This window comes from Psychrobacillus sp. FSL K6-4046 (assembly GCF_038624605.1).
Classification (GTDB): domain Bacteria; phylum Bacillota; class Bacilli; order Bacillales_A; family Planococcaceae; genus Psychrobacillus.
Map to the genome: position 1 here is coordinate 3,166,510 of NZ_CP152020.1, position 16,543 is coordinate 3,183,052.

17 protein-coding genes are annotated in these 16,543 nt (G+C 38.1%); 6 read left to right on the forward strand and 11 right to left on the reverse strand.

The window, feature by feature from the left end:
- Positions 1-579 precede the first annotated feature (579 nt).
- Entirely contained in the window at positions 580-1,563 is a 984-nt protein-coding gene (locus MKY09_RS15600; RefSeq protein WP_169360437.1) for an ornithine cyclodeaminase family protein, read from the reverse strand.
- A gap of 74 nt (positions 1,564-1,637) precedes the next feature.
- Entirely contained in the window at positions 1,638-2,975 is a 1,338-nt protein-coding gene (locus MKY09_RS15605; RefSeq protein WP_169360436.1) for an MFS transporter, read from the reverse strand.
- Positions 2,976-3,139: 164 nt separating this feature from the next.
- Here MKY09_RS15605 and MKY09_RS15610 point away from each other — a divergent pair, with 164 nt between their 5' ends.
- From MKY09_RS15610 to MKY09_RS15620, 3 genes are all read left to right on the forward strand, one after another.
- Positions 3,140-3,652, forward strand: coding sequence for an XRE family transcriptional regulator (locus MKY09_RS15610; protein ID WP_169360435.1), 513 nt, complete (start codon positions 3,140-3,142; stop codon positions 3,650-3,652).
- Positions 3,653-3,824: 172 nt separating this feature from the next.
- Complete coding sequence (locus MKY09_RS15615) at positions 3,825-4,208, forward strand: hypothetical protein (protein WP_251556501.1); 384 nt, start codon at positions 3,825-3,827, stop codon at positions 4,206-4,208.
- 144 nt (positions 4,209-4,352) lie between these two features.
- Entirely contained in the window at positions 4,353-4,649 is a 297-nt protein-coding gene (locus tag MKY09_RS15620; RefSeq protein ID WP_342567071.1) for a phospholipase, read from the forward strand.
- 276 nt (positions 4,650-4,925) lie between these two features.
- Here the strand turns inward: MKY09_RS15620 and MKY09_RS15625 are convergent, their stop codons facing one another.
- Together MKY09_RS15625 and MKY09_RS15630 are read right to left on the reverse strand one after the other, a co-directional pair.
- Positions 4,926-6,515, reverse strand: coding sequence for a long-chain-fatty-acid--CoA ligase (locus MKY09_RS15625; RefSeq protein WP_342567072.1), 1,590 nt, complete (start codon positions 6,513-6,515; stop codon positions 4,926-4,928).
- A 50-nt stretch (positions 6,516-6,565) separates the two neighbouring features.
- Positions 6,566-7,759 carry a CaiB/BaiF CoA-transferase family protein gene (locus MKY09_RS15630; protein WP_342567073.1) on the reverse strand — a complete coding sequence of 398 codons (1,194 nt, stop codon included), beginning with the start codon at positions 7,757-7,759 and terminating at the stop codon, positions 6,566-6,568.
- 403 nt (positions 7,760-8,162) lie between these two features.
- On the opposite strand from MKY09_RS15630, the gene MKY09_RS15635 reads away from it, so the two are divergent.
- Both MKY09_RS15635 and MKY09_RS15640 read left to right on the forward strand, forming a co-directional pair.
- Positions 8,163-8,615 (forward strand): hypothetical protein, encoded by a 453-nt coding sequence (locus MKY09_RS15635; protein WP_342567074.1) that lies wholly within the window; start codon positions 8,163-8,165, stop codon positions 8,613-8,615.
- A 55-nt stretch (positions 8,616-8,670) separates the two neighbouring features.
- Complete coding sequence (locus MKY09_RS15640) at positions 8,671-8,988, forward strand: hypothetical protein (protein WP_342567075.1); 318 nt, start codon at positions 8,671-8,673, stop codon at positions 8,986-8,988.
- 444 nt (positions 8,989-9,432) lie between these two features.
- On the opposite strand, the gene MKY09_RS15645 is transcribed toward MKY09_RS15640, so the two are convergent.
- From MKY09_RS15645 to MKY09_RS15665, 5 genes are read right to left on the reverse strand one after another with little or no spacing between them, the layout of a single operon-like run.
- Positions 9,433-10,209 carry an alpha/beta hydrolase-fold protein gene (locus MKY09_RS15645; RefSeq protein WP_342567076.1) on the reverse strand — a complete coding sequence of 259 codons (777 nt, stop codon included), beginning with the start codon at positions 10,207-10,209 and terminating at the stop codon, positions 9,433-9,435.
- A gap of 3 nt (positions 10,210-10,212) precedes the next feature.
- Complete coding sequence (locus MKY09_RS15650) at positions 10,213-11,010, reverse strand: ABC transporter ATP-binding protein (protein WP_342567077.1); 798 nt, start codon at positions 11,008-11,010, stop codon at positions 10,213-10,215.
- Between the two features lie 10 nt (positions 11,011-11,020).
- Positions 11,021-12,019, reverse strand: a complete 999-nt coding sequence (locus tag MKY09_RS15655) for an iron ABC transporter permease (RefSeq protein WP_342568258.1) — start codon at positions 12,017-12,019, stop codon at positions 11,021-11,023.
- 25 nt (positions 12,020-12,044) lie between these two features.
- Positions 12,045-13,052 (reverse strand): iron ABC transporter permease, encoded by a 1,008-nt coding sequence (locus MKY09_RS15660; protein ID WP_169360426.1) that lies wholly within the window; start codon positions 13,050-13,052, stop codon positions 12,045-12,047.
- A gap of 18 nt (positions 13,053-13,070) precedes the next feature.
- On the reverse strand, positions 13,071-14,048 hold the full coding sequence (locus MKY09_RS15665; protein ID WP_298470086.1) for an ABC transporter substrate-binding protein: 978 nt from the start codon (positions 14,046-14,048) through the stop codon (positions 13,071-13,073).
- A gap of 203 nt (positions 14,049-14,251) precedes the next feature.
- Here MKY09_RS15665 and MKY09_RS15670 point away from each other — a divergent pair, with 203 nt between their 5' ends.
- Positions 14,252-15,706, forward strand: coding sequence for a phospholipase D family protein (locus MKY09_RS15670; protein ID WP_251556492.1), 1,455 nt, complete (start codon positions 14,252-14,254; stop codon positions 15,704-15,706).
- Between the two features lie 102 nt (positions 15,707-15,808).
- Here the strand turns inward: MKY09_RS15670 and MKY09_RS15675 are convergent, their stop codons facing one another.
- Positions 15,809-15,961 carry a DUF1540 domain-containing protein gene (locus tag MKY09_RS15675; protein WP_144541288.1) on the reverse strand — a complete coding sequence of 51 codons (153 nt, stop codon included), beginning with the start codon at positions 15,959-15,961 and terminating at the stop codon, positions 15,809-15,811.
- 72 nt (positions 15,962-16,033) lie between these two features.
- The gene (locus MKY09_RS15680; RefSeq protein ID WP_298469991.1) at positions 16,034-16,510 is read right to left on the reverse strand and encodes an NUDIX domain-containing protein; all 477 of its coding nucleotides are present in this window, start codon (positions 16,508-16,510) and stop codon (positions 16,034-16,036) included.
- Between the last annotated feature and the right edge of the window lie 33 nt (positions 16,511-16,543).

Genomic DNA, 16,543 nt, shown 5'->3' on the forward strand with positions numbered 1-16,543 from the left:
CTCTAATTTAAATATCTTTAATTCGAGATAATTTTATCATGTAAAAAAATAGAAGTCAATCAGAAAAGCATAGGCGCCTATCCCTGCCCCGACAGGCTAATGGGGAAAAGCGAGGAGGCAGGTCCTCAGCCACCGCAGCTTTTTTCCATTTGACCCCGAGGGGCAAGGCGCCGGAGCTAGACAATCAGAAAAGCGTAGGCGCCTATCCCTGCCCCGACAGGCTAATGGGGAAAAGCGAGGAGGCAGGTCCTCAGCCACCGCAGCTTTTTTCCATTTGACCCCGAGGGGCAAGGCGCCGGAGCTAGACAATCAGAAAAGCGTAGGCGCCTATCCCTGCCCCGACAGGCAAATGGGAAAAAGCGAGGAGGCAGGTCCTCAGCCACCGCAGCTTTTTTCCATTTGACCCCGAGGGGCAAGGCGCCGGAGCTAGACAATCAGAAAAGCGCAGGCGCCTATCCCTGCCCCGACAGGCTAATGGGGAAAAGCGCAAGGACATATGTCTACCAAGTTTCAGAATTTTTATAGTTTCCTACACAATTAAAAAAGGCCGAACAGCTAGTTTGCTACTCGGCCCCTTTTTTATACATCTATTTCTGTACCAATTCTCTGTTCCCTTGCCTTTACAAAAACACCCTTTGCAACTGCTAAATCATAGTACGCTGCTCCGACAGATTTGAATAAAGTGATTTCCTCTTCATGCTGTCGACCTTCCACTGTTCCAGTAACAAGTTCTCCAATTTCTCCATGGATTTTATCGAAGGACCATTCGCCAATTTCAGAAGCATGCATGAGTTCCCCTGCCTCACCTTTAACTCCAGCCAAATCGTCTACTACAATTTTAGAAGACTTGGTTATCGTCGCTACATCCATTTCAAGCATGTGGGGTAAATAAGAGCCAACTCCATTAATATGAGTCCCCGCCTTTAAGTCCTTCCCATTAAAAACAGGCTCGTTAGATCTCGTTGCACAGCAGATAATATCTGACTCTCGCACTGCGGCTGAAACGTCCTTAAACACCTCATAAGGAATAGTAATCCCAAACTCTACTAGTTTTTGTCCAAATTGCTCTGCTTTTGAAGAAGTTCTATTAACTAGCAAAATTCGTTCGATATCTCGTACAGCTAGCACTGCAAGCACCTGCTCAAATGCCATTGCTCCTGTTCCGATTATGGTCAACACCTTCGAATCCTTTTTTGCTAGATAATCTGTAGCAACACCACTAAGTGCTCCAGTTCTTAGCCTGGTTAAATAGGAGGCATTTAACATGGCCAAATGCTCTCCGTTTTTTGCATCCGATAGTAAAACGACGCCTTGTGTAGTTGGCTTTCCTTGTGACGGATTGTTCGGGAAAATGGTCACTACCTTTACAGCTGTAACCTCCCCTATTAAATCAGCACTTGGCATATACAATGCAGATGCTTCATGCTTTGGAAATTCAATTACTGTTCTATGTGGACTCGCTAATTTCCCTGCTGCCTTTGCTTTTAATATCCCTTTGACATCCTCTATTGCATCTTTCATCTTATATGTACACATAATCTCCTGTTCATTAACTACTAGCATTATTTAAAACCCTCCCTAAAAATAAAAGCTCGTCTTGCCTTAAGTAGCGTAAGACGAACTTTATGTTTACATCATTATACTTTACTAAGTTCTTTTTCTGCCTTTGCTAATGACTCATCTTTTTTAACTGCAGTCACCTCATCCAGGTTTTGTTGGCTTCTATCTTTAACAGCCCAGATTGCCAATAAAGAAATGACCGCTGTGAAGATAATATAGAATGCAACTGGAACATAGGATCCATCAAATTGTAGCATTAGACTCGTAGCTATTAATGGTGCTGTTCCACCTGCTAAGGCCGCTCCAATTTGGTAGCCTAGCGTGATTCCTGTATAGCGAACCTTAGCGTCAAAAATCTCTGAAAACATCGTTCCTAGCACGGCCGTGATCGGTGCCCAAATGATTCCCAGCCCAATAATGGTTGCAATTACAAGTAACGCAAGCGACTGTTGCTGAAGCATCCAAAAGTAAGGGAAGGCGAACAAAATCATCCCAACGGTTCCAGCCACGTAAACCTTTTTACGTCCGATTTTATCTGATAGACTTCCCATTATAGGTATAAGAATAGTCGTCACTATTGTTGCTACCATCACTGTATTTAATACAGCAGTACGTGAGAATCCTAGCTCAGCAGTAGCGTAAGAAACAACAAAAGTACCAAAAATATAGAAAGGTGCCGTTTCAACTACCTTAGCCCCTACTGCAATGATAACTTCTTTCCAATGATACTTTAACGTATCCGCGATAGGGAGCTTTGGAATCTCACCTGACTCTTGTACTCTTTTAAAGGAAGGTGTTTCTTCAATTCCCTTACGAATCCACAAGCCAAAAATAACAAGCAAGGCACTCATGATAAATGGAACACGCCAGCCCCATGTCATAAAAGAACCTTCAGGTAATAGAGTCATAATAGATAAAGCAACTGTCCCCATTACCATCCCAATTGTTACACCCATTTGTGGGATTGCTCCGTACAAACCTCGTTTTTCCTTTGGTGCATATTCAACTGCCAGTAATAGTGCTCCTCCCCACTCTCCGCCGATACCCAGTCCTTGGATTAAGCGCAGCGTAATTAATAGAATAGGAGCCCATACTCCAATCGCTTGATAAGTAGGCAGTAGCCCCATACCAAAAGTAGCAACCCCCATTAGACTTAATGTTATAACTAATGTTTTCTTTCTACCAATCCTGTCACCGATATGACTAAATATGATTCCACCGAATGGTCGGATAAAAAATGCTAATGCGAAGGATGCATATGAAAGCAGTAACCCTACTGTTGGCTCCTCTGTCACAAAGAATATTTGATTAAAAACAAGTGCAGCAACTGTTCCATATAAAAAGTAATCAAACCATTCAATAGAGCTCCCTACTAAGCTAGCAATCCAGACCTTCCTCATTTGTTTTTGGTCCATCTTCCCTCTCCCCTTTCAAAATTGAAGTACCACTTTAATTTCTCCCTAGACTTTATTTTAGATAGTTTTTAATTTTCTGTCAACGGGTATTTGATAGGAATCGTTGAGCGATGCCTCATTAGTAGGTATGATAACTAATAGATAAGAAAAAGGAGAGATACATATTGTCTTCAAATTTAATAGGATCTATTCTAAAAAATTTAAGAAAAGAACGTAAGCTCACTCTAAAGGAACTTGCAGAGATGACTAATGTATCAATTAGCTTCCTCTCACAAGTCGAAAGAGGAAAGTCTAGTGTAACGTTAGAATCTCTCAAAAAAATAGCAGATGCACTGAAAGTCAACCCGACCGTTTTCTTTCCGGATGTAACTTCACATGATGAATTGGCTGAAATTAGACAACAGTTTTATTACAAAAATTTATCCAATGGCATCCAGGATGCTGCCTATACACCTATACTCGTTACACTTCAATCTGGAGAAAACAAAGGAAATGCTTTTTCCCATAGCGGTCATGAGTTTCTATTTGTAGTAGAAGGAACCTTAACCGTAGTAGTCGATGGTAAAGAGATGGAACTGAAGGAACAGCAATCGACGATGTTTGACGCAAATCTATTACATTACTGGTATAACTTAACGGACAAGCCTGTTCGCTTCCTAGTAGTATCTTCCCGATAATGGTTAATAGAAGACAACCAGGAGAAGTCCTAAGGATAGAGATATCGACTCATCTGAACAAAATGAAAAATAAAATCCCCGATCATTTCTTACCACTATTTGGATTATTCTTTTTTCTGTGAATTCATAGTAAATTTAAATGGATGGGAAAACAATGTAAGGGGATGAAGAAATGAATCAACAAACACACATCAAAGAATTACAAGTAACAATTTCAATTACAGAAGAGACTATTGAAAATATTATGAGCGCATTGTTAGAGGATGAGAAATGGTCCATACATCAGGAAGATGACCAGTCTATCTGGAGTAACAAGCCTTTAGGAATCTATCAAGACGAATGGGCAACTAACCTCCTGCTTCACGGAGAAACGCTTATGTTGACTGACAAAAGGAATAAAAACTCTTTATACTCGATGACTTTAGAAGACTTATATGATGGTATTTTCTTTAGCTTAAAGGGTGGTAATAATAGTCTGTTTCAAAACGTTACTAATGAAACTGCCGATACAATTATTCAATATTCCATATTCAAAAGACTTCTCTACTTATCTTAAACTTCAATTCACTTAGCAGTCCTTTTTTTAGACTGCTTTTTTTAGTGATTTTAAAAAATAAAAATTGGACAGCTAGGTGCTTGTATTTGTTCGTAAATCAACACAGGAATACCCTATAAACATGAAGGATAAGGGGGTGTTAGTTTGCAACAAAGAAGAAATAACAAACGTGGCTTTTGTCTTCCAGGCTATAATTGGTGCGGACCTGGATGCAGCGGTCCGGGAGCTCCAGTTAATGAGGTAGATGCTGCCTGTATGATGCATGACCTTTGTTATGATAGTGGTAGAGGTCCGTGTATCTGCGATCGTGAATTCCTCGAAAGACTTCGCCCTTTAGTGAATCGTTATACCGAGTCCGGTAGACATGCTGGTTTAATACAAAATTATATGCGAATTCGAACCAACCTTAAATGTGGATCCCCTCGACATGAATCCTATTAATTCATACGCCTACATCTAACACTCCCAGAGTGAAGTATCTATTCTTGTACTATACAATACAATGATGATTCTACCCTATCTATTATTGATGATCTTTTATAGCATTTTTAGTCACTGTCTACATCCCTTTCTTCAAAAACTTAGCAATAGATTAGCAAAAAGTAAAGATTCTGCTCTTTCTTGGATTGTATGAATTGCTGGGTTACTTTTACTATTCTAAAGCTTAGACTATCTTTAAATAAGACCCCAAAGCTATCAAGCGATGGGGTCTTATTTTTAATTTACTTTCTTTGGTCCGTTCCAATACATTTCTCGTAGACGGAATTTTTGTAGCTTACCAGTAGCGGTTTTAGGAAGTGCCTCTACAAAATCAACTGCTTTTGGAGCTTTAAAGTGAGCCATTTTAGAGCGACAATAATCAATTAGCTCTTGTTCTGTAATGCTACTTTCCGGCTGAAGTACGACAACTGCCTTTGGTACCTCACCCCACTTTTCATCAGGTACCGCAATGACAGCTACTTCTAATATATCTGGATGCTTATAAAGCACACCTTCTATTTCAGTAGAAGAAATATTCTCTCCTCCTGAAATGATCATATCCTTAATACGATCTTGTATCTCAATATATCCATCTGGATAGGTAACTGCTAAATCACCTGTATAAAACCAACCATCTTTAATCGCTTCGGCAGTTTTTTCCGGGTCCTTATAATATCCTTCCATTACTACGTTGCCACGTGTAATAATTTCTCCTAGCTCCTTACCGTTCCATTCAACCTCCTTGCCATCCTCCTGATTAACGACCTTTGTTTCTCCATTAAACGCTAACTCGATTCCTTGTCTCGCCTTAACAGTAGATTGTTCATCTACAGTTAGATCATTAAATTCTTTTTTCCATTCGCAATATAGAATGAATGGAGATGTTTCCGTTAGACCGTATACATGCATCATATTAAGTCCAAGGATTGATTGCGCTTTTGCGATTAACGCCGCGGCAGGCGGAGCCCCTGCAGTAGCCATACGCGGATTAGTTGTGATTTTCACATCTTTTGCCTTCGGTTCATTAACAAGCATATTAACAACGGTTGGAGCACCGCATAATAAAGATATTTTATGCTTTTCAAATAAATCTAGTATTAACGGAGGATCTACTTTTCGCAAACAAATATGGGTAGCCCCTACTGCTGTGAGTGCCCAGACTCCTCCCCAGCCATTTGCATGAAACATAGGTAAAGTATGAAGATACACATCATCGTGATTTACATTTAAATGATACATAAAGTTTGCTGCGTTCAAATAATTTCCTCGATGTGTCAGCATAACCCCTTTTGGCTTAGAGGTCGTTCCACTTGTATAGTTTAAGGTAAGCAGCTGATTTTCATCTATCTCTGGGAATTCTATTACCTCTTTCCCTGCTGTGATAAAGTCCTCATAATCCTTTGCTTTCAATGTATGACTATGTCCGGCAACAGCCACTACTACGATTTGGTCAAAAGGTAGATCTTCCGCTATCTTCTCAATCGGGCCTGTAAACTCTGCATCTACTATCAACATCTTAGAGTCGCTATGCTTGATAATATACTCAATATCCTCCGCATTAAGACGGTAATTTAATGGTACCATTACTGCTCCCAGCTGACAGATCCCATAAAAGCACTCCAGCATATAATGAGTGTTAGGAAGCATAACTGCTACATGATTCCCTTTTCGAATACCTGCCTTGTATAAAGAATAGGATAGCTGGTCAGCACGCTGTGAAAATTGCTTATATGTAAATTCCTTTTCTCCATCAATTACAGCTACTTTTTCCGGATAATACTTAACTGCTCTTCGTTTCCAATCTAACGGCGTTAACGGTGAGAACATAATTACCAGCTCCTTTTCTTTGCTTTTATTTTATTTGAGTAGATTCATTCTTATGCTTTGATTTCTCCAAAAACACCCTTTTCGGCAAGGGACTGAATCTCTGGCAAGTCCATTCCTAAACTCTTCAATATTTCCTGAGTATGCTTACCTGTTGAAACACCTGCAAAGCGGTACTCTGGCCTACTTGCTGAGAATTTTATAGGGAAAGCAATTTGCTGTTGCTCTCCTCCTTCACTTTTCGGCACAGTGGTCACCATATTTCTAGCCAGTATTTGAGGGTGCTGAACTGCTTCGCCAAAGCTTAATACTGGCTCTACACAGCCATCAAAATCATCCCCAAGAATACTAATCCATTCGTCAAAGTTTCTTGCCTTAAATTCCTTTGTCACGATTTCTTTGAATGCCTGCTGGTCTTCCATATTATTGCTGTTGCTAAGCTTTATAAGATTTCTATCTCCTAATAGCTCACAAAGTTTTTGCTGAAACTTCGGCTCTAAACTTCCAACTGAAAAATAACGACTATCTTTTGTCTCATAGTAATCATAAAAGGTTCCGCCATTTAACAGCATTTCCTCTTCCTTCGGATTTTCCCCGCCAACTAGAAAATTCGGTCCATACATAGCGTTCAAGGAAAAAGCAACATCTGTGAGGCTTACATCAATATGCTGTCCTTCTCCAGTACTATGTCGATGATAAACAGCTGCAAGGATTCCAATGACAGCTGGCATGGATCCTCCAGCTAGATCTGCCACTTGAATACCTCCAGGAACAGGTGCCTGATTTTTTCGAGCAGAGTAGCTAGCTACTCCAGCTATAGATAAATAGTTGATATCGTGTCCTGCTCTATTTCGAAGAGGACCAGTTTGTCCATATCCTGTAATGGAACAGAAAATGATCTTAGGGTTTATTTCCTTTAACTTTTCATAGCCAATCCCGAGCTTATCCATAACACCGGGGCGAAACTGCTCAATGACAATGTCATATTCCTCTATTAGCCTATAGATAATATCCTTCGATTCTGCTAGTTTTAAATCTATTGCTAGCGATCGCTTAGAGCGGTTTAGATGAGCAAATGTTGCAGAAACCTCACCATCCTTAGGCTCAATATGCTTTAAAAAATCCTCTCGATTTGGAGCCTCGATTTTAATGACATCTGCTCCCATGTCGGCTAACATCATCGTGGCAAAAGGTCCCGGCAGAAGAGTAGAGAAATCTAAAATCTTTAACCCATTCAATATCCCCATTGTCTCACCTCTCTATTAAACTAATTTGGTGAAAGCACTTACAAGTTTAATTGTAAGTATTAATTTAAATATTTTCAATAGTCTAACTAATTTCAACGTAGATAACCAACTTACAAATAATTAAATTATTTTTAAATAAAATGGATATTTATGTTAAAATTAACTTAAATAAGTCAAATGAATAAATAGCAGTTTATTATAAAACTGCTCCTACAATCAACATGATGCTGTTATAAAAAGCATCCGCCAGAGTGAAATCAATTCTACTGTATTCCACAAATACCCTTCTAAATGTGCTAGTTTTTTTAAAATAAGAAATCATAAATTAATTAAAACTTATAAAATCATCCAAGAGCCGGTTTAGTCACACGAATTACAAGTTAAACAACAAGGAGGGGAAAAGTTGGCATACAATGCAAAAGTCCAGCGAGGAATTATGTTTTTTTTATTTGTAATGACGGTGGGTTTATTACTTTCAAATATTATAGGGAATAATTTTTCCAAAGGATTGTTATATTTTCATATTATTATTCTTTTATTTTCACTGTTTTCATTTTTTATTCAATATAAACTGGAAATAAAGGATGGTTATCTGACGTATCAATTCCTATTCATCAAAATGCCTCTTTATAAACGAGTCATACACCCCTACCAAATAATAAATATTAAATTTGTCCGTTTTGGTTGGTCTACTAAAGGTGCTATTATACAAATCAATAAGGGCCTCAATATTCGTGTTTTTAACTTCGAGCCTAACAACGTATTCTTAGATTTACTCGATTTTGCAAATCAAAATTCTATATCAATCCAAAAAACTAAAGATTATCAAATTTTAGAACGAATGAAGGAAACTTAGTCAATAGTCTCTCTGAATCTTTACATATGATGAATCTAACGAGGGAGCGTTTGTGTTGAAAATTAAAATTACAATAAGTTTTATATCATTGATTTGTTTATTTTTGGCTGGTTGTGCTGATGATTACCAAGAAAGTTTTACTTTCTCAGGAACTGTCGAGGAATTAGACGCTCAAGAAGAGATATTAGTTATTAAAGAACACAACAACATTTATAAGGGCACACGAGGAGGAAATGTATACGAAATACCTGTTGGTGATGTGAAGAGGTATAATATTGGTCAAAATGTCGAAGTAACTGTCTTTTCTAATACGGATGAAGATGTTTGGGATGTAAATCATATGAATTTTGATATAAATATAGTCAAAGAATAACCATGAGCTAGGAGATACTTTTCTATTTTTTTGTTTGGCTATGTTAAAGAGTAGAGTTGATTTATGATGCAAAGAAATCTATAGAACAGAAATTAGAATTGATTTTTCGCACCAGCTGGACGCTTTCCTCTGGGTAAGCGATAAGCCATCACCCATCGCTTACGCGTGTGGTTGTGATGTCTTATCTGTCTCACTCATCCCGTAGGAGTCGCCGTCTTGCACTCCAATCAATAAATGGGAACAGCTTTAATGCAACGATAAGTACTAATAAATTTACTCGCATAAACAACGCCGAAAAACTGTACCCAATCCCAATTTCATAATCTATTTATAATCTTAATAATCATTTGAATGTCCCTTTTATAATGTTTACAGTCACTATAAAAAAGAATTTTCTTCACTAATGAGGGAAGTAGCTATGGTACACCACTTCTCTTTTAGTCTTTAGTGTAAATAGCGAAATGCCCTACTCAAAACCGTAGGCACCACTGAGGCATGGTTTTCATCCTGTGCTATAAATATTTCCGTTTCTATACTTTCATGTAACACCCTATATAGATGTTTTGCATCCTCACACATAAAGCCTTCTTTGCTACCAACTGATATAAACAGTTTTTTATGTTGAAGATTGGTTTGCAAACGCACAAAATTTTCTGCTTCCTTATATAGCTCGTATTCATTCCACCATACAGAAGGACTTATCGGTAGGTAGCAGGAAAATAAGGCTGGTTGTTTAAATAATGTCCACAGAACAAAAAGGCCACTTAAGGAGTGACCAAAAAGTGCCTGATTCTGTTGGTTAACTGGATAATGCTTGTGTACATTCGGCATTAGCTCATCCTTTAAAAACGCTAGGAACTTCTCTGATCCACCATGCTCTCCTAATTCCTTCCCCTTTAAACGCTTTGGATAGATATATGCTTCTGCCTTGGGAGTAAAATCAAAAAATCTTCTTTTGCGAGCATCCTCTTCCTTACCAGAATGTCCAATCCCAACCACAATGGAAGGAGAAATACGTGTTTTAAGGGGATTTTTCGATTGCAGCTTCACTACATCTCTTGCAAGCTGGAAATACCAGTTTCCATCTAGCACATAGTAGACAGGAAAACCCTCCTTAGGAGGCTCCACATTTGGGATTGAAACTTTTATATCATACAAATAGTTTGTGTGCTCGGAATCGATTTGAAAATGCTCTGTATTTTCTAACAGTACCTTATCCATCTATTAAACCTCCTCTAAAGTTTCGTATCCATAGCAAACAGGTGCCTCTGTTTCTTCATCGAACATAATCTTTGCATCTATTTGGAACACCTTTTTCATAACTTCCTTTGTTAATATTTCCTTAGGAGTACCCGTTGTAATAATCTCTCCGCCTCGCATTGCGATAAGCTCATCCGAAAAGCGAGCAGCATGGTTAATATCATGCAATACCATCACTACTGTACATTGATGCTTCTTATTTAGCTGCTCCACAATTTTCAACATCTCTAGCTGATGGGCCATATCTAGGTATGTGGTTGGTTCATCGAGCAGGAGAATTTCTGTTTCCTGTGCGAGTGCCATCGCAAGCCATACCTTTTGACGCTGACCACCTGATAGCTGGTTAATTTCCCTATTGCGATATTCGATTGTTTTGGTGACAGTCATTGCCCATTCAATTACTTCCATATCTTTTTTTGATAGTGTTCCAATGTTTTTTCGATGTGGAAACCTTCCATAAGAGATTAACTCATCTACCTTTAATTGAGCAGGAGCTACAGGGCTTTGAGAAAGCAGAGTAAGCCTTTTCGCAATAGCCTTTGTAGGCATCGACATCATATCTTCCCCATGTAAATAAACTTTTCCGTTCTTTTGCTGAAGAATACGTCCGATTGTTTTTAATAGAGTTGATTTTCCACATCCATTGGGACCAATAATGGTCGTTATTTTCCCCTTTTGAATGGACGTATTTAAATTTGTAAACACTGTTTCTTTGTCATAGCCAGAGCTAAGCGCTTCAACGCGTAATATACTCTCTATCATAGGTATCCTCCTATGCCTTCGTTTTGATTAATAAATATAAAAAGTAGGGAATTCCAATTATAGAAACAACGATTCCTACCGGCAGCTCGGAAGGCTCAAAAACAGTCTTAGCAATGTAATCTGAGAGTACCAATAGGAACATTCCGATTGCAGCACTCATGGGCACGACGAATCTATGCTTGATGCCAACTAACCTTTTAGCAATATGTGGTGCCATCAACCCTATGAATCCAATCCCACCGGACACCGATACACAGGCACTGACAAGTCCTATACTACATAGTAATAGGATGGATTTCTCTTTTTCTACTGAAATTCCAAGACTCTTCACATTAGCATCCTCTAACTGGAGATAATCTAACAAGTGACTCTTCCTATAAATCACAGAACTAAGGATAAGCACCCAAGGGAGGATGGATAAAACGAAAGCCCAGTTAGCATTATAAATACTCCCGGAAATCCAAACTGCGGCCATCTCATAGTCACTTGCATTCATCTTAAGTGATACATATAAGGATAAGGCTCCGAAGCCACTACCTATTGCAATACCCGTGAGGATCAATCTTTGCATATCCAAAATTCCATTTTTCCAAGAAAAGATGAAAATAATTGAAGCTGCAAGCGCACCTCCCACAAAGCCAAAGAGTGGCATTAGAAAAATCGTATACCAGCCATCTTCCACAAAATTGGAAGCAGACATTTGAAAGAAGAACATAAAAATCACAATAGAAGCCCCTGCTCCAGCATTTATACCTAATATGCCTGGATCCGCTAAGCCGTTCCTTGTCACTCCTTGTATAACAGTTCCTGAAATCCCAAGACCGATTCCTACTAAGGCTGCAATGACAATCCTTGGTAATCTAAATTCAAATATAACCAAATCGTGTTTGTCATTTGGATCAATTCGCAAAAAAGTTTTGAGAACCTCCAGGATCGTCATATCAAAGACGCCATTAGTAATGTGAAAATAGAAAGCGATAAGAGTCAACCCAACAAAGATAGACAGCATCGTGATGAAACGTATAAACGGACCTTTATGCACGCTGTCCTCCCCCTCTCGTCCGAATTAGATAAAGGAAGAAAGGAACACCAATAATAGCCGTTACTACACCAACGGGAGTCTCAAATGGAAAGTTGATAAAGCGACTAATTACATCACAAAAAGCTAAAAACAACGCTCCGATTGCTGCAGAGCATGGAATTAGAACTCTGTAGTCAACCCCTACAAGAAATCGAGTAATATGAGGAATTATTAATCCAACAAACCCTATCTTTCCTACTAAGGCAACTGCCGTACCAGTCAGGCAAACTACCGCAAGAATACTAATGATTTTGACCATTTTTGTTCGTTGCCCTAAACCTACTGCAATGTCATCACCTAACGAGGCAATGGTAATTGACTTCGAAATCCCTAATGCTAGCATTAACCCGATTAGACCAAAAGGAATGGACAGCCATAGCATATCAGGATTTACTATATGTAATTTTGCGTTATACCAAACACTAACGCTTTGAGACACTTGAAAGTACATCGCAATAGCAGAAGCTATACTGCTTAAAAATGTTCCAATGACTGTTCCAATAATGGCCAATCGAACAGGTGATAAACCACCCTTTATCAAGGAGCCAAAACCAAAGACAAGACCTGCACCAATAGCAGAGCCAATCATCGAAAGAATAATCATTTGATAGTTAGGAAGCCCCGGGAAAAAGACCATTGCTATTGTAATAACAAATGCCGATCCATCGTTTACTCCCATTATAGAAGGAGATGCCAAATAATTTTGTGTAATCCCTTGCATAATTGCCCCAGCAACAGCTAGAAAAGCTCCAACCAATAAAGCAGCGATTACGCGTGGTAATCGTGATGTCATAATAATGTTATGGTCCACATTATTTCCATCGAATTGCGTAATCGCCTGCCAAACTGTTAATAGACTAATATCTTTAGCACCATATAAAATAGATAAAGCTATTGCTAGTACGATGAACAGTGGAGAAACTATTAAAATGATGACAGCTAACGTATTTTTGTTTTTCATAATTCATCGCACCTAACTTTACTTCGATAAATTCTCTATCGCTGCATCTAAGAATTTCACTTTAGACCAAGCAGTACCACCTTGCGCTAAAGGGTCTACTACGTTTACAAACACCTGTTCATTTTTCGCTGCTTCTATGCTACCGAAAATCGGATTGGCTAAAAGCTCATCTAAAGCTGCTGCATTATCTGTATTTTCACTAGTTTCGAATTGAAGAAAAATGTAATCTGGGTTCGATTCAGCTAAAGCCTCAAGAGATAATTCTGATTGCGCCTCTGCTTTTGCAACTACATCTGGAACCTTCAGTCCTAAATCATTATAAAGAACTGGGTTAAAGTAAATAGATTCAGGATAAGCATTAATACTTCCTTTGCGTATACGTAATACAAGTGCTTCCTTATCCTTCAATGCTTCACCTAATTCAGCTTTAGCTTGTCCAGCTTTTTCCTCATAGTCTGTGATAATTTTTTCTGCCTCTGCTTCTTTATCGCCTAATTGTCCTAAGAGAGTAAGATTTTCTTTCCAGTTCGTAGATACATGCGAATAAGGAATCATCGTTTGAATTTTATTTAATGCTGTAACAACTTCTTTTCCATGCTTGGAAGAACCTAAAATAACATCGGGATTTAAATTTAGGATTGCCTCATTATTGGGGGCAAACTTATCTCCAACCAGTGCTGCTCCTTCTAGCTCATCCGCTAAATAGGTAGGGATGGCATCTGCAATTGCAAGCACTCCTACTGGCTTAATACCTAAAATAGCCGCATCTTCCATGGACTCCAAGCTCGCTGCTACAATATTATTTACTTTGGAGGGTACTACATAGTCTTCCCCTAAATATGTAATTGTTTGTTCTGTATCTAACCCATCAGCTGAAGCTTCTGTTGATTCCGCTTCAACTTCAGCTTTTTCTGTAGAGCCTTTTTCCTTATCTCCACAAGCAGCTAAACTTAGAGCTAGCACTGCTGTCGCGCCTAACATCCAATACTTTTTCATACTCAATAGTTTCATCTCCTACATTTTTAATTGATAACGATTATCATTATCATGATAACGTAAACTTTACTTTATTACAATAGTGATTTTAAAAACATATAATAATTAAATAATTGTACATATTTGATGGATTAGTAGTTTTGCTGACTACTAATATGGGAATATTATATTTAAAATAGAAGTTTTATAGGAGGAGTTTTCTCATGGCTAAAAAAACTAAAAAGCCATGGAGCAAAAAAAAGCGCATTATAGTCTCCTTAATAGGCGTGTTTGCTCTTATTTACATAATCGTTATTGCTTGGCATACATTTAAACCGCTTCCCCAAGGAGTTTCCTTTGCAGGTGAGTTACATAAGACGAATAACATTCAACTTTTAACGGATTTGACCTTTGCACAAGATCAAAAAGGTACAAATACCATTCATGAAAATCATATTTTTGATGAGGTATATCGAACGATTGAAGAAGCTGAGGAATTTGTGGTGTTAGATTTCTTTTTGATGGATGGCTATTATGATGAAGATGAGGACTTCCCTAATATAGCAGAGACACTTTCCTCCACTGTCGCAAAAAAGAAGAAGGCTAACCCTGACATGCCAATCGTTTTTATTACCGATCCACTTAATCGAGGGTATGGATCTTACGAAAGTGAATGGTTTAAAAAAATGCGTGATGCGGGTGTTGAAATTGTATATACAGATTTAGATGAGCTAAGGGATTCTACACCTGTTTATTCTGGTATTTATCGTATTTTCTTTCAATGGTTCGATATTGGTGGAAAAGGTTGGATTGCTAATGCTATGGCAAGTGACGCGCCTAAAATGACTATAGCTTCCTATATGACTCTATTGAATGTAAAGGCAAACCATCGGAAGGCTTTGGTAACAGAGAAGGCCGCTATAATAACAACCTCTAATCCCCACGATGCCAGTGGCTTTCACGGCAATATTGCTTTGAAGTTAGATGGACCAATCATTAATGATATTTTAGAAGCAGAAGAGGCAGTTTCTCTTTTTTCCGGAGGTCCTAAGCTTCCTAGAATAAAAACGGAGAACGCAGAAGGTGAGTATCAAGCCCAATACTTAACAGAGAAAAAAATATTGGATGCATTGCTAAACGATATAAATGATACTAAAAAAGGAGATACCATTTGGCTAGGCATGTTCTTTGTAGCCGAACGGAGTATAGTCAATACATTAGTGGAGGCTGCAAATCGAGGGGTAGAAGTAAATCTTATATTAGATCCGAACGAAAACTCCTTTGGTCGAGAAAAGTCTGGACTACCAAATCGCCCAGTCGTACAAGAACTAGTGGAGGATACGAATGAGAAGATTAATATACGATGGTATAATACCGTAATCGGTCAGTATCACACAAAGACTATATGGATTCAAACACCAGAGCATACAGTGATTTCAAGCGGTGCAGCAAATTATACAGAACGTGCTTTAGAAAATTATAACCTAGAAAGTAACGTAAGAATCATTGCCCCCAATGAGAGTGAATTAGCCTTAGAGATGGAGCAATATTTTCATAGATTATGGAACAATGAGGATGCTATGTATACTGTAGAGGTAGATGAATATCAAAGCAATTTCACTTGGTGGCAGCGTTGGATTTATGCTTTCCAAACCTATACTAAAATTACAACTTATTAATACTCATTGTGAAAGTACAGCTAGTGATGCTTACACTAGCTGTACTTTTTTTTCACGTTTATGAACGTGTGATTAGGTGAGTATTAATAGACATTAGATAAGTTACTTCGGTTCAAACGTTTTACAATCTGTTTCATCACTGTTGGAAGCTTGGTTCCCTTTACGACTAACTACATAAATAGCTTTTGCATTACATTTGTTCCCTTGTCTCCAAAATTTACAGTTGTTCACTTCACAAAGTACATCTTTAGCCATTAGTATCACACCTCCTCGTTACTAGCATGAACTTTTTTGAGAAAAGTCATACTATATAAAACGATTTACACGCTATTTAGTCTCTACTAAATGAGTAATCTGCTGTGGCAAGTCGTAACACTTTTCTTTTAGAAATAAAGGATAGACATTGAGCTTTTGTAATTCATCAAAAGTTTTCCAATAGTATGTATGAATTTTTCCATTTTCATTTTCCATAAAAGGATTGCCCTTGCTTAATAAATCTTTATTTTTTAAAGAGAGAAGGTAGAAAAAACATATTTCATGAAATCTTTCTTTGGAAACTTCCTCTTCAAAAAAATTTTCATTCACCCATAACAGTCGATCAACGGAAATTTCAGTCGAGAGTTCTTCTTTAATTTCTCTGTGAATGGCATCCTCACTCTTTTCATGTAGGCTAACCCTTCCTCCAGGAACGTAATAATAAGGAGACCTTTCATCCTTCATAATTAATATTTTCCCATCGTTTATAATTAATCCTGCAACACGATAATTAAACCTACCCTCGTCTGTTTTAAATGATAAATCCATTTTGCACCTCCACTTTTCATTTCCCCACACTTT

Coding starts and splice junctions, on each gene's coding strand:
- MKY09_RS15600 (WP_169360437.1), bottom strand. CDS start 1,563: ATGCTAGTAGTTAATGAACAGGAGATTATGTGTACATATAAGATGAAA.
- MKY09_RS15605 (WP_169360436.1), bottom strand. CDS start 2,975: ATGGACCAAAAACAAATGAGGAAGGTCTGGATTGCTAGCTTAGTAGGG.
- MKY09_RS15615 (WP_251556501.1), top strand. CDS start 3,825: ATGAATCAACAAACACACATCAAAGAATTACAAGTAACAATTTCAATT.
- MKY09_RS15625 (WP_342567072.1), bottom strand. CDS start 6,515: ATGTTCTCACCGTTAACGCCGTTAGATTGGAAACGAAGAGCAGTTAAG.
- MKY09_RS15630 (WP_342567073.1), bottom strand. CDS start 7,759: ATGGGGATATTGAATGGGTTAAAGATTTTAGATTTCTCTACTCTTCTG.
- MKY09_RS15645 (WP_342567076.1), bottom strand. CDS start 10,209: ATGGATAAGGTACTGTTAGAAAATACAGAGCATTTTCAAATCGATTCC.
- MKY09_RS15650 (WP_342567077.1), bottom strand. CDS start 11,010: ATGATAGAGAGTATATTACGCGTTGAAGCGCTTAGCTCTGGCTATGAC.
- MKY09_RS15655 (WP_342568258.1), bottom strand. CDS start 12,019: ATGCTGTCTATCTTTGTTGGGTTGACTCTTATCGCTTTCTATTTTCAC.
- MKY09_RS15660 (WP_169360426.1), bottom strand. CDS start 13,052: ATGAAAAACAAAAATACGTTAGCTGTCATCATTTTAATAGTTTCTCCA.
- MKY09_RS15665 (WP_298470086.1), bottom strand. CDS start 14,048: ATGAAAAAGTATTGGATGTTAGGCGCGACAGCAGTGCTAGCTCTAAGT.
- MKY09_RS15670 (WP_251556492.1), top strand. CDS start 14,252: ATGGCTAAAAAAACTAAAAAGCCATGGAGCAAAAAAAAGCGCATTATA.
- MKY09_RS15675 (WP_144541288.1), bottom strand. CDS start 15,961: ATGGCTAAAGATGTACTTTGTGAAGTGAACAACTGTAAATTTTGGAGA.
- MKY09_RS15680 (WP_298469991.1), bottom strand. CDS start 16,510: ATGGATTTATCATTTAAAACAGACGAGGGTAGGTTTAATTATCGTGTT.